The organism is Actinomycetospora flava, from assembly GCF_037400335.1.
In the GTDB taxonomy this organism is placed as follows: Bacteria; Actinomycetota; Actinomycetes; order Mycobacteriales; family Pseudonocardiaceae; genus Actinomycetospora; species Actinomycetospora flava.
Genome location: NZ_JBBEGM010000002.1, coordinates 191,581 through 211,637 on the forward strand (window position 1 = coordinate 191,581; position 20,057 = coordinate 211,637).

The following is a 20,057-nucleotide window of genomic DNA, read 5'->3' on the forward strand; positions in this document are numbered from 1 at the left end:
ATACTCATGGACATCCAGCACGAGATCGCGGCCACCCGCCGCACCGTCGGCGCCCGCACCCTCGAGGCCGGGGAGGCGGCGGTGGTCACCGTGAGCCGGGCGTTCCCCACCGACGTCGCCGACCTCTGGTCCGCGTGCACCGAGGCCGAGCGCATCGCGCGCTGGTTCCTGCCCGTCAGCGGCGAGCTGCGTCTCGGCGGGCAGTACCAGCTCGAGGGCAACGCCGGCGGCACCGTCACGGCCTGCGATCCGCCGCGCGGGTTCGACGCGACGTGGGAGTTCGGGGGCGGGGTGAGCTGGATCGAGGTCCGCCTGACCCCCGACGGCGACGGGGCGCGCTTCACCCTGACCCACATCGCGCACGTCGACGACGACCACTGGCGCACCTACGGCCCGGCCGCCGTCGGTATCGGCTGGGATCTGGGCCTGCTGGGGCTCGCGGCGCACCTCACCGGCTCCGGGATCACCCCCGACCAGGCCGAGGAGTGGTCGGCGTCCGACGAGGGGCGGCTGTTCATGGCCGGGTCCGGGCGGTCGTGGGCCGAGGCGAGCGTGGCGTCCGGCGTGGAGGAGCGCGGCGACGCCGAGGAACGCGCCGATCGCACGATCGCGTTCTACACGGGCGCGGAGGTCTGATCGGGTAGACCTCGCGGTATGAGCGAGGAGCCGGCGGGCGGGCAGAACCCCTTGTGGGGGGTCATCAGCGGACTGCGCGGGATGGCCGAGAACGTCGTCCGGGCGGCCGGGGCGCCGCTGAGCGAGCTGCCGGGGCTGCCCGAGGTCGCGACGCACCCGGGCGCGATGTCCGCGGCCCAGCTCGGTGCGATGCGGACGGCGATCCAGGCGCAGCGCGACGCGGTCGCGGCCATGCAGAGCCAGCTCGCGGCGTTCGACGAGCAGCTCCAGGTACTCCAGCGGCTCCTGGTGCCGCTGGCGGAGTGGAGCGCGACCTGGGCGCGGCTCGAGTCGCAGGTGGTGCCGGGATCGTCCTCCGAGACGGACGAGACGCGCGGCTGAGCGTCCCGGCGACCGCGCGGGTTGGTGGCGGACCGGGCCCGGGTAGCCGCACGGGTACGTCGCGCGCTCTGAGGCCCCACGCCGTTGCCGGACCCATCGCGCACCGGACCAACGAGGGCGGTCACCGATGGGGGTCTCGACGGCGAGCTTCGTGACGACGGTGGTCGTCGGCATCGTCATCACGGTGGTGGTGGGCGTGCTCCTGCGCCGGATCGCCCGCGAATTCCTCGCGGAGGTGTACGGCGACCGCTCGCTCTCGTCCTCGCTGAACTACCTGCTGGTCACCCTCTACTACCTGTTCGCGCTGGGCCTGCTGACCCTGGTGGCGAGCGCGGACCTCGGCCTCGCGGGCGTCCAGCTGGTCGTCGTCCGGATCGGGATCTTCCTGCTGGTCCTCGGCGGCGTGTACGGGCTGACGGTGCTGGCGCTGGAGCGTGCGCGCAGGCGTCAACGGGAGCAGACCCTCGAGGAGGACTTCCGGGGGCGCGGGTGAGCGACTAGTTGCTGATGGCCGGCGCGGCGCCGACGAAGCGGTCGTCGGTGAGCTGCTCGACGAGGAACGCGGCCACGTCGGTGCGCGCCATGGGCGTCCCGACGTCGTCGCGGCCGAGGAAGCCCGCGCGCTGTGTCCCGTTCGACGGGATGTCGATCGGCGCGGTCATTCGGGCGAGCGTCCAGTCGAGACCCGAGGTGGAGACCACCTCGCTGATCCCCTGGACCTCCTTCAGCGCGCCCGGGATCAGCAGCCCGATGCCGACGGGCACGAGGCGGTCGAGCAGGCCCGGGCGGTCGCGCGGGTCGGGGACGCTGACGGTCCCGAGCGCGATCAGCCGCCGCACGCCCGACTCGTGCATGGCGTCGACGACCGTCCGGGTCGCCTCGGTGAGGGGCCCGCTGCGCAGGAACGGGTCGATGGCGGGACCCAGCGCGCTGATCACCGCGTCGGCGCCGTCGACGACCTTGCGGATCGCGGGCGCGTCGTCCAGCTCGGCGACGACGACCTCCGGGGAGGGATCGTCGATCGTCAGCTTGTCGGGCGAGCGCACCAGCGCCGTGACGCGGTGACCCTCGTCGAGCAGTCGCTCCACGACGAGGTGGCCGATCTTGCCGGTGCCGCCGAACACGGTGACGTCCATCCGGCCGGATACCCGCTCCTCCGGACCGTGCCCGTCGCGCGCGTCACACGGCTCAGCGGGCCCGCCAGACGGGGGCACGCTTCTCGACGAACGCCGCGACGCCCTCGACGCGGTCCTCGCTGGTGTACGGGTCCGGGCCGACGTCGAGGCGCAGCGCCGCCGACAGGGGCAGCGAGCCGCCCTTGCCCAGCGCGGCCTTGTACCGCCGGACGGTCAGGGGCGCGTTGGCCGCGATCCTCGCGGCGAGCGCCGCGGCCTCCCGCGCGAGGTCGGCGCCCGGCACGACGCGGTTGACCAGGCCCCAGCGGGCGGCGTCGGCGGCGGGGAGGTCGTCGCCGGTGTAGAGCAGCTCGTAGGCGATGCCGGGCGGGAGCATCCGGGCGACGAGGTGCGCACCGAAGTTCGCGCCCATGCCCCGCTTGGCCTCGGGGAGACCGACGCGGGCGTGGTCGGCGGCGAGGCGCACGTCGCACGCCAGCGCCAGCTCGAAGCCGCCGCCGAGGGCCCAGCCGTTGATCGCCGCGATCGTCGGCTTGGTGCACTCGAGCACGGTCTCGAAGACGTTGCGGGACGGCCCGCCCATCGGGCGCAATCCTCGGTCCGAGGAGGAGTCGTTCTCGCGGATCTCGCGCAGGTCCACGCCGGCGCAGAAGGCCTTCTCGCCGGCGCCCGTGAGCACGACGACCCAGACGTCCGGGTCGTCGACGAACCCGTCGAACGCGGCGACGATGTCGCGCTGGAGCCCGGTCGACAGGGCGTTGAGCCGCTCGGGACGGTCGAGGGTCACCGTCGCGACCCGGTCGGCGACCTCGACGACGAGACCGTTCTCCGTTCGCATCAACGCACCCCTCGGGAGAGCGTCGGCCACAGCTCCTCCGGGCCGACCGCCGCGAGAGTGTGGCCCAGGCGCGTCGACCACGCCCGTTCGCCGCCCCACTCGTCGCGCCACGACCAGAGCCGCCGGGTGAGGACGCCGAGCGCGAACTCGCGGGTCACGCCCATCGCGCCCGTGGCCTGGTGCGCGGCCGCCGCCACGAGACCCGCCGCCTGCGACGCGACGGCGGCCGCGGCGGCGACGTCGAGCTCCGCAGGCTCGCCGTCCGCGCCGGCACCGACCGCGGCCGAGCGGGCCGCCATGGCCGCCGTCTCGGCCTGCTCGGCGATGCGGACGAGGTGGTCGGCGACGGCCGGGAACCGCGACACCGGGCGCCCGAACTGCACGCGCTCGCCGGTGTAGGTGACGGTGACCTCGAGGACCCGACGGGCGGCGCCGGCGATCTGCGCGGCCCGGGCGAGGGCGCCGCGGCGGGCGAGGTCGTCCTGCGCACCGGGGGGAGCGGGTGCCATCGCCTCGGGGACGATCCCGTCCAGGACGACCGTCTCCCGGGGCTCGCCGGCGAGGTTGTGCCCGAGTGTGATGGTGCACGCGGCGGGGTCGACGAGGGCGACGGCGGCACCGTCGGTGGGGTCGTCGGCGAGGACGACGAGGCGGGTCGCGGCCGACGCCCACGCCACCCGCTCCAGCCGCCCGGACAACGTCCCGCGGCGCAGGGCCACGGTGCCCGCGGCGGTGCTCAGCGGGCCGTCGGGCAGGTCGAGCCCCGCCGACGCGAGCAGGCGCCCGGCGAGCAGGCCGGTCTCCGCGAGGGGGACCGGCGCGGCCGCGGCCCCGGCGGCCTCGAGCACCGCGCACGCCTCGGCGACCGAGCCGCCCGCACCCCCGGCGGCCTCGGGGACGCCCACCGTCGTGAACCCGCCCGCGTGCAGCGGCTCCCAGACACCGGCGGCCCAGCCGTCGCGCTCGGCGGCCTCGAGGACCTCGGGGGTGACGCGGGCGGCGAGCAGGTCGGCGACGGCGTCGCGGACCTCGGTGATCTCGGCGTTGCTCATCGCGCACCCCGCGTCAGTGCCTTGGCCGCGATCCCGCGCAGCACCTCGGTGGTGCCGCCGCGCAGCGTCCAGGTCGGGGCGTTGAGCACGCACTCCGCGAGGAGCTTCTGGAACATGGTCGGCCCTCCGGGGTCGATCTCGCCGCCCGCGGCGTCGCGGAGGGTCTCGACCACCTGCTGCTCGAACGTCGTGCCGATGTCCTTCACCAGCGACGCCTCCACCGCCGGCGCCTCCCCCTGGTCCAGCGAGCGCGCGACGGCCAGGGACAGCTGGCGGATGGTCCAGAGCTGCGCGCCGATCCGCCCGATCGCGGCGGCGCGGACGTCGTCGGGGTCGCGCCCGTGCGCGTCGAGGAACGCGCGGTAGAGGCCGAGGATCGAGAGGTAGCGGTCGGGACCGGAGCGTTCGTGCGCGAGCTCGGCGGTGACCTGCGCCCAGCCCTGCCCGACCTCGCCGAGCACCCGCTCGTCGGGGACGAACACGCCGTCGAGCACCACCTCGTTGACGTGCTCCTCGCCGTCGATCAGCGGGATCGGCGAGACGTGCACGTCCGCGTCGGACAGGTCGACGATGAGCTGCGAGAGCCCGGCGTGACGGTCGCCCTCGCCCTGCGGCGTGGTGCGGCAGAGCATCGCGGCGAAGTGGTTGAGGTGGGCGTTGGTGGTCCACACCTTGGTGCCCGACACCCGCCAGCCGCCCTCGACGCGGGTCGCGGCGGTGCGCACGGACGCGAGGTCCGAGCCGGCGTCGGGCTCGCTCATCCCGAGCGAGAACCAGCACTCGCCGGCCGCGATCCGCGGCAGGAACCACTGCCGCTGCTCCTCGGTGCCGAAGCGCAGGAAGGCGGGCGCGGACTGGCGCTCGGCGATCCAGTGCGCGGCGATCGGGGCGCCCGCGGCGAGCAGCTCCTCGATGACGACGAACCGGCGCACCGTGCTGGCACCCGCGCCGCCGTACGCGGTGGGGATCGACATGCCGACCCAGCCGCGCTGCGCCAGCGTGCGCGTGAACTCCGGGTCGTGGCGGCCGCCCAGCCCCAGGCCGGGGCGGAAGTCCGCGGGCAGGGTCTCGGCGAGGAACGTGCGCACCTCCTCGCGCAGCTTCTCCTCGTCGGCGGAGAGCGGGGTCGGGTCGAAGATCACTGTGTCCCCCTGCGTCGCTGGCTCCACATCTGCGTGGCGCGCTCGAACTCCACCGCAGCGTCCCAGGGCAGGCCCGGCGGTCCGGTCTCGGTGCGGAACGACCGCGCGGCCTCGCGGGCCAGGTCGGGATCCTGCGCGGGCACGGCGGCGAGGGTGAGCGCGGTGTCCTCGACGTCCTCGTCGGCGACCGCGCGCCAGGCGAGCCCGATCTCCGCGGCCCGGGCGCCGTCGATCTCCTCGCCGAACAGGCCCATCGCGGCCGTCGCCTCGCGGCCGGCGGTGCGGTTCGCGATCGTGAAGAAGCCGCCGCCGGGGTGCAGGCCGATCCGCAGGAAGCCGGCGAGCAGGCGCGCGTCGCGGGCGACGACGCGCAGGTCGGTGGCGAGCATGAGGTTGATGCCGGCGCCGACCGCGGCGCCGCGGACCGCCGCGATCGTCGGGACGGCGAGCGTGCCGACGCGGCGGAACGCGCCGTAGACGGCGCCGGTGTCGCGGAAGGCGCCGTCCTCGGCCTGGTCGGCGCCGGGGTTCCAGGTGCGCCGGTCGGCGCCGGAGCAGAACGTGCCGCCGGCCCCGCGGACCACGGCGGCACCGACGGAGCGGTCGGCGTCGACGGTGTCGCACGCCTCGGCCAGCTCGCGGCCCATCGCGGGGGTCAGCGCGTTGCGGACGTCGGGTGCGTCGACGGTGAGGACGGCGACGCCGTCGGTGATCTCGAGCCCGATGCTGCCCACTACTTCTCCGTTCTCAGCACGTCGACGGCGATCGCGGCCCCGGCGTGTCGCGGATCCGAGCGTGTGGCGTTTCGGACGTCGAGTGTCTGCGGCGCCACGCCGCTGACATCGGCGCGCGGCAACAGGACCAGCGGGTTGACCTCCAGTTCGCCGAGCCCGGGGACGGCGCACGCCCGGGACACGCGCACGATCGCGTCGACGGCGGCGTCGAGGTCGACGCCCGGGGCGCCGCGGTGGCCCGCGAGCAGCGGCCAGCAGCGCAGCTCGCCGAGCATGGCCCGGGCCGTCTCGAGGGTGACGGGCGCGAGGGCGTGGACGACGTCGCGGTGCACCTCGGTGGCCGTCCCGCCGTGCCCGACCGTGAGCACCGGGGGCCAGCCGTCGCGCCCGCCGTCGACGGCGACGAGCAGCTCCACCCCGCTCGGCACCTGCTCCTGGACGAGCACGCCGGTGACGCCGGGCAGTGCCGCGAGCTCCGCGTGCACCGCGGCCGCGGTCGCCGTCGTGACGCCCAGCCGGACCCCGCCGGCCTCGGTCTTGTGGTCGAGCCCCTCGGCCTTGAGGACAGCGGTGCCGCCGAGCTCCGCCACAGCGGCCGCGGGGTCGGAGGCGGGCGAGGACACCGGCCGCCGCACCCCCAGCGCGTCGAGCAGGTCCCAGCCGTCGCCGGGGACGGGAACCCCGGGCTCGACAGGCGCCGGCGCCGCCCCGTCCGGCGTCGCCACCGCGTCGAGCACCCGGACCGCCAGCGTGATCGACGAGAACACCGGGATGCCGGCCTCGCGCAGCAGGGCGCGCGCGGGGGCGGTGCCGTCCTCGCCGGCCATCCACACCACGGCGACGGGCGGCGCGTCGGGGCCCTGCTCGGTGACGGTGGCGGCGAGGTCGCGGGCGAGCGCCATCGCGGTCTCGCCGACGAGCATGGTGAGCAGCACCAGCACGGCGTCGACGGCGGCGTCGGCGCGCACGATGCCGCAGACCTCGCCGAACTCGCCGCCGTCGTTGAACAGCTGCGCGGTGACGTCGACCGGGTTGGCGACGGCCCCGAAGTCGGGCACGAGGCGGGCGAGCTTCTGCTGGGTCTCGGCGGTCAGCTCGGGCACCGCGAGCCCGGCCTCGCTCGCGCGGTCGGCCGCGAGGATGCCAGCGCCCCCGGAGCTCGTGACCAGCCCGACCGCGCGCCCGGCCGGGCCCCGCCGGCCGCGCAGCATCGTGGCCGCGGCGAGCAGCTCCTCGACGTCGTCGACGAGCACCACGCCGTGGCGGCGCGACACCAGGCGGAACGCGGTGTCGTCGCCGAGCATCGCCCCGGTGTGCGAGACGGCCGCGCGCCGCCCGGGCTCCGAGCGCCCGGAGCGCAGCACCACGAGCGCCGTGCCGTGGTCGCGGGCCTCGGCGGCCAGCGCGGCGTAGTCGTCGGGATCGGGCAGCGACTCCGCGTAGACGGTGAGGACCTCGATCTCCGGGTCCGCGACGAGGTGGCGCCCGATCTCGGTGAGCGACACGTCGGCTTCGTTGCCGGTGCTCACCCAGGCGCTCAGGTCGAGCCCGCGCTCCGCGGCCACGTCGAGCACCGAGCCCCCGATCGCCCCGCTCTGCCCGACGTAGGCGATGCCGCTCGAGCCGGTCAGCGGGCGCTCGCCGGCGCCGGTGAACGTGGCGAACAGGCGGCTGCGCGCGTGGTAGAGGCCCTGGCAGTTGGGGCCGAGGACGCGCGTGCCGGCGGCCTGCGCCGCGGCGACCAGCTCGTCCTGGCGCGCCCGGCCCGCCTCGCCGACCTCGGCGAACCCGGAGGCGAAGACGACCACCGCGGCCGCGCCGGCGGCGCCCGCCTCGGTGACCGCCGCGGCGGCCCGCTCGGCGGGGACGAGCGCGAGGGCGAGGTCGACGCCGTCCGGCACCTCGGCGAGCGAGGCCACGCACGGGACCCCGCCCAGTTCGGCGTACTTGGGGTTGACGGGGTGCACCCGCCCGGCGAAGCCTCGCTCGGTGAGCCAGCGCAGGGGGCGCGCCATCGGGTTGTCCGCGCGGCCGGTGGCGCCGATGAGGGCGACCGAGCGCGGTGAGAGGACCCGGTCCCAATCGGTGCTCACCCGCCGAACCTAGGTCGGCGGACCGGGACCGCACAACCGATCGAACATCATTTCGTATCCAATGGTCGGCGAAGCACCACCGGTACGCTGCGGCGGGGGAGGTGGAGCGTGGTCAGTGCCGAGACGGAGCCCGCCCGGCGGGCGACGAGCGTGCAGCGCGCGGTGGAGGAGATCCGCCGGATGCTGCGCTCGCGCGAGCTGGTCCCCGGCCAGCAGGTCCGCCAGGAGACGCTCGCCGCGCGCCTCGGCGTCAGCCGCATCCCCGTGCGCGAGGCGCTCAAGACCCTCGAGGCCGAGGGCGTCCTGCGCCACGAGCCGCACGTCGGCTACGCGGTCGCCCGTCTCAACGCCGACGAGCTCGCGCAGGTCTACCTCATGCGCCGGGCCCTGGAGACCGAGGTGCTCCGCGCGCTCCCGCGCCTGACCGCCGACCAGCTCCGCGAGCTCACGACGCTCAACGAGGCCATCACCGAGCAGGTCGACCGGGTGGACGTCGCCGGCATCGTCGCGGCCAACCAGGCGTTCCACTTCGCGATGTTCCGGCTCTCGGGGCTCGACCTCGTCGTCGACGAGATCGGCCGGCTGTGGCGGCGCAGCGAGCCCTACCGCACGGTGCACCTCTACGACTCCGGCGGCCGCGCCCGGGTGGTGCGCGAGCACCGCAAGATGATCACCGCGCTGCGCCGCGGGGACACCGGGGCGGTGGTCGCGCTGATGGACGCGCACCGCGACCACACCGTCGCCGACCTGAGCGCCGCGCTGGGTCTGCCGCCGCGGGCGTAGCCGAAATCGTATCCAATCCACTCTGGACTTCCGTCGTGTGACCCTCCTAACCTCCGCCACACAGACGGCACGCGCTCCTGGAGCGCGGTCAGGAGCGGAGGAGCGCATGACCGCCGAGCAGGACCGGCCGGGTGGCACCGTCACGGCTCCGCCGGGCACCGAGTCGCCCGAGTACACGCCCGGCGAGCGCCGGCGCATCCTCGGCGCCGCGTGCCTGGGCTGGGGCATGGAGTACTTCGACTTCATGCTCCCGACGCTGCTCGCGGCCGCGATCATGGCCGACTTCGACGTCTCGGCCGGCCTGTTCGGCGTCGCCGTCGCGGGTCAGCTCGTCGGCTCGGCGATCGGAGGTGTGCTCTTCGGCTGGCTCGGCGACCGCTACGGCCGCCGCCGCACGCTGATCTGGTCGATCCTCATCTACTCGATCGCCACCGGCCTGGTGTTCTTCGCCCCGAACTTCACGGTGTTCCTGGTGCTCCGGATCCTCACCGGGATCGGCACCGGCGGCGAGTGGGCGGTCGGCTTCGCCTGGCTGAACGAGGCCTGGGCCCCGAAGCGCCGCGGGCTCGGCGGCGGTGTCGTGCAGGCGTCGCTGTGGCCGGCGTACGCGCTCGCGGTGCTGGTCGCCCAGGTCGTCGCCGACTGGCGGGTCGCGTTCCTCATCGGCGTCCTGCCGGCGCTCGCCTGTATCTGGATCCGGTTCGGGTGCCGCGAGTCGCGCCAGTGGGAGGAGCTGCAGCGTCGCAAGGCGGCGGGCATGCTCACCGAGACGACGGCCGCCAAGACCGCCCGGTCCCCGTGGCGCCAGCTGATCGCGCGGGACTCGCTGCCGATCGTGCTCGTCGGGCTGGTCGTCGCGTTCGGTGCGCAGTGGGTGCCCTACACCGCGACGGCGTGGATGCCCTCGATGCTGAAGAGCGACCTCGGCTTCGACGCCGGCACCGCGAGCACCGTGCTCTACGTCGCGTCGGCGATCTCGTTCGTCGGCTTCATCCTCGCCGGCTGGATGTCCGACCGCTGGGGTCGCCGGCGCGTGTTCGTCACGTTCGCCGCCCTCCAGACCGTCACGTTCGCCGTGATGCTCGTGCTCGCCCTCGGCGGCACCGGGCTGACCAACTTCGTGTGGCTCTACCTCGCGTCGAGCCTGTTCCTCGGTTACTTCGGGATCTTCGGGGTCTGGTTCGGCGAGCTGTTCCCGACCCGCATCCGGTCCCTGGGCTCCGCGGCCGCCTACAACATCGGGCGCGGCCTGTCGGGCATCGGGACGATCATCGGCGGCGTCGTCGCGACGAGCGCCGGCTACGGGATCGCGGTCGGCATCGCCGTCGTCGGCGCCGCGATCGTCACCGTCGCCGCCCTGTTCCTGCGCGACCGCGCCGGCCGCGTCATCACCGCCGATGAGTGAGGGAGGACGCGTGACCGAGCCCCGCTACGAGGTGCTGGGACCGCTGGGCCCGCGGGTGGTCGGCGACGTCGCCGAGCACGAACGTCCGTCGTCCCTGGAGGGCCGGCGGGTCGCCTACCTCTGGGACGAGCTGTTCCGCGGCCCGGAGATGTTCGCGGTGATCTCCGAGGTGGCGCGCGAGCGGCACGGCGACGTCGAGTTCGTCGGGTGGGAGGAGTTCGGCAACTTCCACGCCTCGGCCGCCGAGGAACGCCGGGTGCTCGACGCCCTGCCCGAGCTGCTGCGCGCCCACCGCGTCGACCTCGTCGTCGCCGCGGTGGGTGCTTGAGGCTCCTGCATGCCTGCCGTGATGCGGGCAGCGGCCACCGCCGAGCGCGCCGGGGTGCCGGCGGTCGCGATCGGCGGCGCGGGGTTCGAGGGCATGGGGCGCGCCGTCGGCCGGTCGCTCGGCGTCGGGCACGTCCCGATCGTCAGCTACCCCGGCGTGATCCTCACCGACCCCACCGAGGTGTTCCGGCGGAAGATGCGTGAGCAGGTGGCGCCGGCGGTGGTGGACGCGCTGGCGGGAGACGGAGCGGCGGGGTCGCTCACGGGCGAGCCGGAGGAGCCGGACGAGTCAGGGGATCACGGCCCCACCGACGTCGTCGCGCGCGGCGACCTCGACGCGATCACCGACCACTTCGAGGCCCGCGGGTGGACCGACGGCCTGCCGATCGTGCCGCCGACCCCGGAGCGCGTGGCGGCCTTCCTCGACCACACCCGCCGGGACCCCGACGAGGTCCTCGGCGTCCTCGCCCCCGACCTGCGCCAGGCGACGGTGCGCAGCGTCGCGGTCAACGGCGTCATGGCGGGGTGCCGTCCGCAGGACCTGCCGGTGCTGCTGGCGGTCGTCGAGTGCGTCGCCGACCCCGAGTTCCGGGTGCAGGACGCCGGGTCGACGCCGGGGTGGGAGTCGCTGGTCGTGCTGTCCGGGCCGGTCGTGGAGCGCCTCGGCTTCCACAGCGGCACCGGCGCGATGCGGGTCGGGAGGCGCGCGAACACCGCGGTCGGACGGTTCCTGTGCCTGTACCTGCGCAACGTCGCGGGCCTGCGCATCCCGCCGGGACAGACCGACCAGGGCGCGATCGCCTCGACGTTCCACGTCGCGCTCGCCGAGGACGACGCGGCCGTCCGGGATCTCGGCTGGCCGTCGTACCGGGAGGACCGCGGGTTCGGCGACGGCGACAGCGTCGTCACCGTGCAGAGCGTGGTGGCGGTCAGCGCGCCGATCTACTCCGGCGGCGAGTCGGCGGCCGACCACCTCGACGCGCTGACGACGATCTTCGGCAACGCGATCGGGCCGTGGGCGTACACGGGGCTGGAGTTCGGCGCGTTCCACCCGTTGCTCGTGCTCGGCCCGGCGGTGGCGCGGGCGCTCGCGGGCTTCGGCGTCGACAAGGACGCGCTGCGGGAGCACCTCGCCGAGCACATGCGGGTGCCGGTGCGCCAGCTGCAGGCGTGCGCGTGGAACGTCGGCTCGACGAGCTTCGACCTCGAGGCGTCCGTCGCCGCCGGCGAGCTCGATGAGCGCTACGCGGGTACCGACCCCGACCGGCTCGTGCCGATGGTGCCGCGGGCGGCGGACATCGGGATCGTGCTGGCGGGCAACGCGAGCCGCAACCAGTCCCGCGGCTTCGTGCAGAACCACGTGCAGGGTGTGCCGGTGAGCCGGCGGATCGAGGAGATCACTTGAGCGACTGGGATGTGGTCGTCGTCGGCGCCGGGATCGCGGGCCTGACCGCCGCCCGGGCCTGCGCCGAGCGCGGGCTGCGCGTCGTCACCCACGACGCGCTCGCGCCGGGCGGGCAGCTGATCAACCTCGGCGCGCTGGCCGACTGGCCCGGCCCGCCGACCACCGGCCCCGACCTCATGGGCGCGCTGCTCACCGACGTCCTGGACCGCGGCGTGGAGATCGCGTACGGCGAGGTCACCGGGGTGCGGACCGACCCGCTCACCGTCGACGCTCTCACGATCGATTCGGCTGAGGGGCCGGTCACGGCGCGCGCCGTCGTCGTCGCCACCGGCCGGCGCCCCGGCCGTCTCGACCTCCCCGACGCCGACGCGTGGGAGGGCCGCGGGCTCTCGCACTGCGCCACCTGCGACGGGCCGCTGCACGCCGGGCGCGAGGTCGTGGTCGTCGGCGACGACGAGTGGACCGCGCGCGAGGCGCTCGAGCTCGCCGGGATCGCGAAGCGGGTGACGCTGGTCAGCGCGGCGCCGGGCTGGTCGGCGTTCTCGGCGGGCCGCCTGGACGAGGCCGTCGAGGTGCGGGTCGGCGGGGTGCGTGCCCTCGAGGGGGACGGCACGCTCGCCGCGGTCCGGCTCGACGACGGCGAGGTGCTCGACGCGTCGGGAGTCTTCGTCTACACCCACGCCGACCCGCGGACCGAGCTGCTCGACGGCCAGCCCGCCGACGCGCCGGTCTTCTCGGCCGGCGACGTCACCGGTGCCGACCGGACCCTGCTCACCGCGGCCGCGGACGGCCTGCGCGCCGGGCTCGCGGTCGTCGCCCGACTGGAGGAGGAGTAGCCGTGCGCATCGTCGACCCGACGTCGGGGATCGCCGAGGAGCAGACCGCGGCCGTCGCATCCGCAGGGTCCACCCCGGCCGGAGCTGTCTCCGGCCTCCGGCGCGGCAGCTCCGCTGCGCTGCGTGCCGCACTGTGCGGCCTCTCCAACTCGAAGCCCGGCGCCCACGACCTCCTCGAGGCGATCGGGCGCCGTCTCGCCGGCGACCACGGGTTCGGGCCCAACGGGCTGGAGGCGAAGCCGAGCGCGGCGGTCGGCGCCGACGCCGGGCTGCTCGACCACCTCGCCGCGCAGTACCGGCTGGCCGTCGTGGCCATCGGTGATTGAGGCTCGTGCTCGTCGTGGAGTCTCCACGACTCGCTCGAGCTCGAACGCCGCGGCGTGCGCTCGATCCTCGTCGTCACGTCGTCGTTCCTGCCGCTCGTGCAGGCCCAGGCGAAGGCACGCCGCGCCGAGCCCCGGCTCGTCGTCGTCGACCACCCGATCGGCGGGCTGTCGCCGGAGGAGTTCGCCGGCCGCGAGGACGCCGCGTACGCCGGGGTCGTCGCGGAGCTGCGCGCGATGGGAGAGCTGTCGTGAGTGATGTCGTCGATCTGCCCGACGTCGACGACGCCTGGGCATGGATGGCCGCGTGCGAGGAGCGCGGCTGGGGTGACGGGCTACCGACGATCCCGCCGACCGAGGAGCGGGTGGCGACGATGCTGGCCGCTCTGCCGTCGGACGTGCCGGAACCCGGGCCGCTGCCGCCGCGCGGGGTGACGCCGACCCTGCGCTCGGTCGCCGCGAACGCGGTGATGGCCGGCTGCCGCCCGGCGGACCTGCCGGTGCTGCTCGCCGCCCTCGCCGCCGTGCAGGACGAGGCCTACAACCTGCACGGTTCGCTCGCGACGACGCACCCGTGCGCGCCGATGGTGATGGTGTCGGGGCCGGTGCGCGGCGAGCTGGGCCTGAACTCCGGCGGCAACTGCCTCGGCCAGGGCACGCGGGGCAACGCGGTGATCGGGCGGGCGCTCTCACTGGTGCTCACGCACGTCGGCGGGGCCACGCCCGGCGTCCTGGACCGGTCGACGCAGGGCTCGCCGGCGAAGTACACGTATTGCTTCGCCGAGTCCGACGAGACGCCGTGGGAGCCGCTGTCGGTGCAGCGGGGCTTCCCGGCCGACGAGAGCGTCGTGTCCGTCATGGCCGCCGAGCCGCCGCACAACGTCAACGACCACGGCAGCACCACCGGCGCGGAGATCCTCCTGACGATCGCCGGCACGATGGCGCAGCCCGGGTCGAACAACGTCTACGTGCGGGGCCCGCACCTGCTGCTGCTCGGTCCGGAGCACGCCGCGACCCTGGCCCGCGACGGCTGGACGCCGGCGACGATCCGCGCGCACCTGTGGGAGCACGCGCGCATCCCCGTCGACCACGTCTCGCCAGGGAACCGGCGGCAGTTCGTCGAGTGGGGCGTGTCGCCCGACGGCGACGCGTACACGGTCAGCCACGACCCGGCGAACCTGCACATCGCGGTCGCGGGCGGGGCCGGCAAGCACTCGGCGTGGATCCCCTCGTTCGGCGGGACGGAGCTGGTGTCGCGCGCGGTCCCGCGGTGATCACGGTCCCCGAGGGCACCGACGTCGTCGAGGCCACGGCGTCGTTGCTGGCCGAGGGCGTCGGCGACGGGCTGCCGGTGGTGCCGCCGACGCCCTCGCGGGTGGCCGCGGCGCTCCGGGGTGTCGACGACCCGGACGCCGTCCTCGGGCTCGTGCCGCCGCTGTTCGGCGAGCTCACGCCGCGGGTCGTGGCGACGTGCTGCGTGCTGGCGGGGGCGTCACCCGAGGCCGTGCCGGTCGTGATCGCCGCGGCCCGCGCGTGCCTCGCGCCGGAGCTCAACCTGCTCGGGGTCGCCACGACGACGGGCACCGCGGCCGTCGCCCTCGTCGTCGGCGGGCCCGTCGCGGCGCGGATCGGGCTCACCCACGGCACCGGGATGCTCGGTCCCGGCCCGCACACCAACGGTGCCGTCGGGCGCGCGCTCGCCCTGACCCTGGCGACGGCGGGCGGCGTCCGGCCGGGCGAGACGACGATGGCGACCACGGCTCAGCCCGCCCGCTACACGTGCTGCCTCGCCGAGGACCCGTCCGGACCCTGGGGCACGGCACCGGACTCCGTCACCGTGCTCCCGATCGGCGGCACCGCCGAGGTGCTGCCGCGCGACGACCGTCCCGATCCCGACGCCGTGCTCGACGCGCTCGCCGACGCGCTCGCCGGCGCCGTGCGCGCCGCCGGCGACCTCACCCGCGGCGCTCACATGACCCAGGCCGTCGTCCTCCCGCCCGAGGTCGCCGCGCGCCTGGCGCCGACGTTCCCGGCGCGCGACGACCTGGTCGCCGCGCTGCGGGCCCGGGGCGACGCGAGGCTGGAGGGTCGGGCGTGCGCCGCCGAGATCCTCCCGATCGTCGCCGGCGGCCCCGGGATCAAGATGCTGCACCTGCCCGGCTGGATCGGCGGCAGCCGCCCCGTCACCGCCCCTACGTGAGTGATCTTCCCGGCTGTCGCCGGGAAAATCGCTCACGTCGTCCGTTCGGCTCCGCCGTCGGGGAGCACCACGGTCGCCGCCGTCCGCACCGGCGAGCCCCGCACCGACACGCGGTCGACGACCTGGAAGTCCGCGCGCCACTCGCGCGGCGTCACCGTGCTGCGCACGTAGCCGCGCCGGCGGTCGAGCACGCGGAGGTGCGGGTTCTCGGCGAGCAGCGCGTCGTCGCCGGGCGCGCGCCGGCTCCCGTCGCCGCCGGAGCTGATCGACGAGGTCACCAGCTCGGTCGCGACGGGCCGCGAGCCGGGGTCGGTGAAGTCGGCGAGCACGTCGGCGGCGTGGTGGGCGTGCACGTCGCCGGTGAGGATCACGGGGTTGGGCGTGCGGGCGGCGACGAGGTGGTCGCGCAGGGCGTCGCGCTCGACGGCGTAGTCGTCCCACGAGTCCTCGTCGAGCGCGGTCGCCGGGCCCGCCGCGAGGTCGCGCGGGGCGAAGAACACCTGCTGGGCGAGCACGGTCCAGCGCGCGGACGGCCGGGCGAGCCCGTCCCACAGCCACGCCCGCTGGTCGGCGCCGAGCAGGGTGCGTGCCGGGTCGCGCGGATGGAGCGGGTCCTGGTCGCTGCGGAAGCGGCGGGTGTCGAGCAGGTGCAGGTCGACGAGGTCGCCGAACGCCAGCCGGCGGTGCAGCAGCATCCCCGGGCCCTGCGGGCGCTGGGCCCGGCGCAGCGGCAGGTGCTCCCAGAACGCGCGGTAGGCGTCGGCGCGCCGGCGGCGGAACACGGCGGGGTCGCCGTCGGGCTCGCCGTCGAGCTGCGAGACGTCGCCGGCCCAGTTGTTCTCCACGTCGTGGTCGTCGACGGTCACCGCCCACGGGAACGCGGCGTGCGCGGCCTGCAGCTCGGGGTCGGTCCTGTACTGGGCGTGGCGCACCCGGTACTCGGCGAGCGTGGACGCCTCGGTGGCGGGGAGGTGGGCGCGCCCGAGCGCGCTGCCGGCCGCGCTCTCGTAGATGTAGTCGCCCAGCCACACGACGAGGTCCAGGTCGTCGCGCACCATCGACGCCCAGGCGTTGTAGAAGCCGTCCTGGCGGCACTGGCAGCTCGCCGACGCGATCGCGAGCGAGTCGACCCGCGCGACCGGTGCCGGCGCGGTGCGCGTCCGGCCGACCGGGCTGATCGCCGTCCCGGCGCGGAACCGGTAGAACAGGTCGGCCCGCGGGCGCAGGCCCGCGACCTCGATGTGCACGGCGTGTGCGTCCTCGGGCCGCGCCACGACGCTGCCGCGCGCCACCGGCCGGCCGAACCCCTCGTCCTCGGCGACCTCCCACGCCACGAGCACGGGCCGGTCGCCCATGCCGCCGCGGCCGTCCGGGGCGAGCGGGTCCGGCGCGAGGCGCGTCCAGAGCACCACGCCGTCGGGCGTGGGGTCGCCGGACGCGACGCCGAGCGTGAACGGGTCGGCGCGCGCGGCCGGGGCGTCGGCGGCCGACACCCACGGCGCCCCGAGCGTCACCGCCGCCCCGGCGAGCGCGACGGCGCCGCCGAGCAGCGTCCGGCGGGTCATCCGGGCGCGCGGCATCGCCCCGTCAGCCTCCATACGGCTCCTCCGTCCGCGCGAGGACGGGGGTGCCGACGGACGACGCGCCCCCACCCTCACCAACGGATGAGCGCGGGACGCGGTTCGGCCCGGCGCGCACAGCCGACGCACAGGAACCACCCAGCCGGGGCCGACGGACGGCTGCCAGGCTGAGCCCCATGAACGCCGCGACCCGCGCCGACCTGCGCCGACCCGACGGCACACCGGTGCGCGCGCTCGTCGTCGACGACGAGCCGACGCTCGCGGAACTGCTCTCGATGGCCCTGCGCTACGAGGGCTGGGACGTGCGCAGCGCGGGCGACGGGCTGGGCGCGGTGAAGCAGGGCCGCGACTTCCGCCCCGACGTCGTGGTGCTCGACGTGATGCTGCCCGACATCGACGGCTTCGAGGTGCTGCGCCGCCTGCGCGCCGACAGCCCCGACGTCCCGGTCCTGTTCCTCACCGCCCGCGACGCCGTCGAGGACCGGGTCGCGGGGATCACCGCCGGCGGCGACGACTACGTGACCAAGCCGTTCAGCCTCGAGGAGGTCGTCGCCCGGCTGCGCGGGCTGCTGCGGCGCGCGGCGGTCGCGACGGCCGTGCGCGGTGACGCGACGCTGGCCGTCGGCGACCTGACCCTCGACGAGGACAGCCACGAGGTCACCCGCGCCGGCGCGCCGGTCGAGCTCACCGCGACCGAGTTCGAGCTGCTGCGCTTCCTCATGCGCAACCCGCGCCGCGTGCTGTCGAAGGCCCAGATCCTCGACCGCGTCTGGAACTACGACTTCGGCGGGCAGTCGAACATCGTCGAGCTCTACATCTCCTACCTGCGCAAGAAGATCGACGCGGGCCGCGCGCCGATGATCCACACGGTGCGCGGCGCCGGCTACGTGCTGAAACCGGCGGCGGAGTGATCACCGCGAGGTCGTGGGTGCCGTCCCTGCAGAACCGGCTCGTGGTGTCGACGGTCCTGCTCCTCACCGTGGTCTTCCTCGTCGTCGGCGTGGGGGCGGCGCTGTCGCTGCGGGGCTACCTCTATCGCCAGCTCGACGGCCAGGTCACCGAGATCGCCCGCTTCCGCAGCAATCCGCCGCCGGGCGACCCGGACCGGCGCCCGCCGCCGCCCGACGCCGGCGGCGGGTTCGTCGGCGGCGGCCCCGACCGCCCCGCGAACACCCTCGAGGTCGTCGTCGACGACGGGCGCATCGTCCGCGCGGTGCTGCTCGGCCGGCCGGGGGCGAGCACCCCGGTGCCGTTCGAGGAGGCCGCGCCGGCGATCGCGACCACGCCCGGGCAGCCCCCGCACACGCTGCACCTCGACGGCCTCGGCACGTTCCGTCTCGCGGCCGCGCAGGGGGACGACGGCACGGTGACCGTCGTCGGCCTGTCCACGGACGCGTTGGAGAACACCGTCGGCGAGCTGGTGCTCCGCCAGGCGATCATCTTCGGCATCGGCGTGGTGCTGGCCGGGGTCGCCGCGGCGTTCACCACGCGGCGGACGCTGCGCCCGCTGCACCGCGTGTCGGCGACCGCGCGGCGGGTCTCGGAGCTGCCGCTGTCGTCGGGGGAGGTCGAGCTGGCCGAGCGGGTCCCCGACGCCGACGCCGACCCGCGCACCGAGGTCGGCCAGGTCGGGGCCGCGCTCAACCGGATGCTCGGGCACGTCGGCGCGGCGCTCGCCGCCCGCCAGGACAGCGAGACCCGCCTGCGGCGGTTCGTCGCCGACGCCAGCCACGAGCTGCGTACCCCGCTCGCCGCGATCCGCGGCTACAACGAGCTGGCCGCGCGGCGCGCCGACGACCTGCCGCCCGAGGTCGCCGGCCTCCTCGACCGGATGGGCTCGCAGACGCAGCGCATGACCGCGCTCGTCGAGGACCTCCTGCTGCTCGCCCGCCTCGACGCCGGGCGCCCACTGGCCCGCGAGCCCGTCGACCTGACCCGGCTCGTGATCGACGCCGTCACCGACGCCCACGTCGCCGCGCCCGGGCACCGCTGGTCGCTGGACCTGACCGACAGCTCAGAGGACGGGGAGCCCCTCGAGGTCGTCGGCGACCCGGAGCGGCTGCACCAGGTCGTCGCCAACCTGCTCGCCAACGCCCGCACGCACACGCCGCCGGGGACGCTCGTGACGGTCGGGCTGCACGAGGCGGACGACGGGTCGGTCGTCCGGCTCGACGTCGTCGACGACGGTCCCGGCATCCCGCCCGACCTGCTGCCCCACGTCGCCGAGCGCTTCGCCCGCGGCGACACCGGACGCGCGCGCACCACCGGCAGCACGGGCCTGGGGCTCTCGATCGTCTCGGCGGTCGTCGCCGAGCACGGCGGCCGGCTGGCGATCACGAGCCGGCCGGGGGAGACCCGGTTCACGGTCGACCTGCCCGCCGGTGATCGTGCTCCCGCCGATCCGGGGGTCGGCCTATCCTCCCGGCCATGAGCGACCCCGGGCCGCAGGAGCCGTCGGACCCCGAACGCCGCCCGGCCGTGACCCCGGGCCCGCCGCCGATGCGGGCGTCGGACTCCGAGCGCGAGCAGGTGGCCGAGGTCGTCCGCGAGGCCGTCGCCGACGGGCGGCTGACGATCGTCGAGGGCGACGAGCGGCTGCGCGACGTCTACGCCGCCGTGTACCGCCGCGACCTCGCGCCCGTCACCGCCGACCTGCAGCCGGTGGAGAACGGCACGCCGACCGCGGCTTCCCCGGCCTCCCCGGTGCGCCGGCCCGCGGGCCGTCTCGACCGGCCGGCGTCGACGACGTCGGTGGCCGTGCTGTCCGGGGTGACGAAGCGCGGCGACTGGACGCCCGGCCACACCCACCGCGTCATCGCCTTCTGGGGCGGCGCCGAGCTGTACTTCCGCGACGCGCGCCTCGACGAGGCCGGCCTCTCGATCGGCGCGATCGCGATCATGGGCGGCGTGACCATCGACCTGCGTGGCATCCCCGCGGGCGTCGAGGTGACCATCCAGGCCGTCGCGATCATGGGCGGGATCGACGTCACCGTCGACCCGGACACGACGGTCGTCGAGGACGGACTCGGCTTCATGGGCGCGTTCGAGGACGGGTCCGGGGCGGCCCGGCGCGCCGACGGTCCCCGGGTGCGCGTGACGGGCCTCGCGCTGATGGGCGGGGTGTCGGTCAACCGCAAGCCGCTCGAGCTCGAGGGGAGCGACCGGCGCGCCCTCGAGGAGTGAGCG

The 20,057-nt window shown here is 75.6% G+C and carries 20 protein-coding genes; 13 read left to right on the forward strand and 7 right to left on the reverse strand.

Translation table 11 applies throughout. The annotated features are described in order from the left end of the window. Positions 1-6: 6 nt before the first annotated feature. The 3 genes from WCD58_RS07610 (at position 7) to WCD58_RS07620 (ending at position 1,510) form a co-directional block, all read left to right on the forward strand. A complete protein-coding gene (locus tag WCD58_RS07610; protein WP_337701229.1) occupies positions 7-636 on the forward strand; it encodes an SRPBCC family protein in 630 nt (209 codons plus the stop codon). Between the two features lie 18 nt (positions 637-654). Then, positions 655-1,017 carry a hypothetical protein gene (locus WCD58_RS07615; protein WP_337701231.1) on the forward strand — a complete coding sequence of 121 codons (363 nt, stop codon included), beginning with the start codon at positions 655-657 and terminating at the stop codon, positions 1,015-1,017. 127 nt (positions 1,018-1,144) lie between these two features. After that, the gene (locus WCD58_RS07620; protein ID WP_337701233.1) at positions 1,145-1,510 is read left to right on the forward strand and encodes a hypothetical protein; all 366 of its coding nucleotides are present in this window, start codon (positions 1,145-1,147) and stop codon (positions 1,508-1,510) included. 4 nt (positions 1,511-1,514) lie between these two features. Here the strand turns inward: WCD58_RS07620 and WCD58_RS07625 are convergent, their stop codons facing one another. Genes WCD58_RS07625 through WCD58_RS07650 form a run of 6 tightly spaced genes read right to left on the reverse strand, consistent with a single transcriptional unit; the run spans position 1,515 to position 8,012 of the window. After that, positions 1,515-2,153: an NAD(P)-dependent oxidoreductase gene (locus WCD58_RS07625; protein WP_337701235.1), complete on the reverse strand. Its 639-nt coding sequence runs from the start codon at positions 2,151-2,153 to the stop codon at positions 1,515-1,517. 52 nt (positions 2,154-2,205) lie between these two features. Then, positions 2,206-2,991, reverse strand: coding sequence for an enoyl-CoA hydratase/isomerase family protein (locus WCD58_RS07630; protein WP_337701237.1), 786 nt, complete (start codon positions 2,989-2,991; stop codon positions 2,206-2,208). Further along, positions 2,991-4,043, reverse strand: coding sequence for an acyl-CoA dehydrogenase family protein (locus WCD58_RS07635; RefSeq protein WP_337701239.1), 1,053 nt, complete (start codon positions 4,041-4,043; stop codon positions 2,991-2,993). Before WCD58_RS07635 ends, WCD58_RS07630 begins: the two co-directional genes overlap by 1 nt. After that, complete coding sequence (locus WCD58_RS07640) at positions 4,040-5,185, reverse strand: acyl-CoA dehydrogenase family protein (RefSeq protein ID WP_337701241.1); 1,146 nt, start codon at positions 5,183-5,185, stop codon at positions 4,040-4,042. Before WCD58_RS07640 ends, WCD58_RS07635 begins: the two co-directional genes overlap by 4 nt. Beyond that, on the reverse strand, positions 5,182-5,919 hold the full coding sequence (locus WCD58_RS07645; protein ID WP_337701244.1) for an enoyl-CoA hydratase-related protein: 738 nt from the start codon (positions 5,917-5,919) through the stop codon (positions 5,182-5,184). Before WCD58_RS07645 ends, WCD58_RS07640 begins: the two co-directional genes overlap by 4 nt. Continuing rightward, on the reverse strand, positions 5,919-8,012 hold the full coding sequence (locus WCD58_RS07650) for an acetate--CoA ligase family protein (RefSeq protein WP_337701246.1): 2,094 nt from the start codon (positions 8,010-8,012) through the stop codon (positions 5,919-5,921). Before WCD58_RS07650 ends, WCD58_RS07645 begins: the two co-directional genes overlap by 1 nt. A gap of 108 nt (positions 8,013-8,120) precedes the next feature. On the opposite strand from WCD58_RS07650, the gene WCD58_RS07655 reads away from it, so the two are divergent. From WCD58_RS07655 to WCD58_RS07695, 7 genes are all read left to right on the forward strand, one after another. Next, complete coding sequence (locus WCD58_RS07655) at positions 8,121-8,795, forward strand: GntR family transcriptional regulator (protein ID WP_337701248.1); 675 nt, start codon at positions 8,121-8,123, stop codon at positions 8,793-8,795. A 106-nt stretch (positions 8,796-8,901) separates the two neighbouring features. Then, on the forward strand, positions 8,902-10,200 hold the full coding sequence (locus WCD58_RS07660) for an MFS transporter (protein WP_337701250.1): 1,299 nt from the start codon (positions 8,902-8,904) through the stop codon (positions 10,198-10,200). Between the two features lie 31 nt (positions 10,201-10,231). Further along, complete coding sequence (locus WCD58_RS07670) at positions 10,232-11,932, forward strand: UGSC family (seleno)protein (RefSeq protein WP_444876318.1); 1,701 nt, start codon at positions 10,232-10,234, stop codon at positions 11,930-11,932. Continuing rightward, a complete protein-coding gene (locus WCD58_RS07675) occupies positions 11,929-12,768 on the forward strand; it encodes an NAD(P)/FAD-dependent oxidoreductase (RefSeq protein ID WP_337701256.1) in 840 nt (279 codons plus the stop codon). Before WCD58_RS07670 ends, WCD58_RS07675 begins: the two co-directional genes overlap by 4 nt. A gap of 2 nt (positions 12,769-12,770) precedes the next feature. After that, the gene (locus tag WCD58_RS33825; RefSeq protein ID WP_444876316.1) at positions 12,771-13,346 is read left to right on the forward strand and encodes a UGSC family (seleno)protein; all 576 of its coding nucleotides are present in this window, start codon (positions 12,771-12,773) and stop codon (positions 13,344-13,346) included. Next, positions 13,343-14,365 (forward strand): hypothetical protein, encoded by a 1,023-nt coding sequence (locus tag WCD58_RS07690; protein ID WP_337701264.1) that lies wholly within the window; start codon positions 13,343-13,345, stop codon positions 14,363-14,365. The genes WCD58_RS33825 and WCD58_RS07690 overlap by 4 nt, the downstream gene beginning before the upstream one ends. Then, positions 14,362-15,291, forward strand: a complete 930-nt coding sequence (locus WCD58_RS07695; protein ID WP_337701266.1) for a hypothetical protein — start codon at positions 14,362-14,364, stop codon at positions 15,289-15,291. Before WCD58_RS07690 ends, WCD58_RS07695 begins: the two co-directional genes overlap by 4 nt. A 32-nt stretch (positions 15,292-15,323) precedes the next feature. Here WCD58_RS07695 and WCD58_RS07700 read toward each other — a convergent pair whose 3' ends face one another. Continuing rightward, entirely contained in the window at positions 15,324-16,889 is a 1,566-nt protein-coding gene (locus WCD58_RS07700) for an alkaline phosphatase D family protein (RefSeq protein WP_337701268.1), read from the reverse strand. Positions 16,890-17,047: 158 nt separating this feature from the next. Here WCD58_RS07700 and WCD58_RS07705 point away from each other — a divergent pair, with 158 nt between their 5' ends. Genes WCD58_RS07705 through WCD58_RS07715 form a run of 3 tightly spaced genes read left to right on the forward strand, consistent with a single transcriptional unit; the run spans position 17,048 to position 20,054 of the window. Further along, positions 17,048-17,782, forward strand: a complete 735-nt coding sequence (locus tag WCD58_RS07705) for a response regulator transcription factor (protein ID WP_337701270.1) — start codon at positions 17,048-17,050, stop codon at positions 17,780-17,782. Between the two features lie 17 nt (positions 17,783-17,799). Next, complete coding sequence (locus WCD58_RS07710; RefSeq protein ID WP_337701273.1) at positions 17,800-19,302, forward strand: sensor histidine kinase; 1,503 nt, start codon at positions 17,800-17,802, stop codon at positions 19,300-19,302. Beyond that, the gene (locus tag WCD58_RS07715; RefSeq protein ID WP_337701274.1) at positions 19,299-20,054 is read left to right on the forward strand and encodes a DUF1707 SHOCT-like domain-containing protein; all 756 of its coding nucleotides are present in this window, start codon (positions 19,299-19,301) and stop codon (positions 20,052-20,054) included. The genes WCD58_RS07710 and WCD58_RS07715 overlap by 4 nt, the downstream gene beginning before the upstream one ends. Positions 20,055-20,057 lie beyond the last annotated feature (3 nt).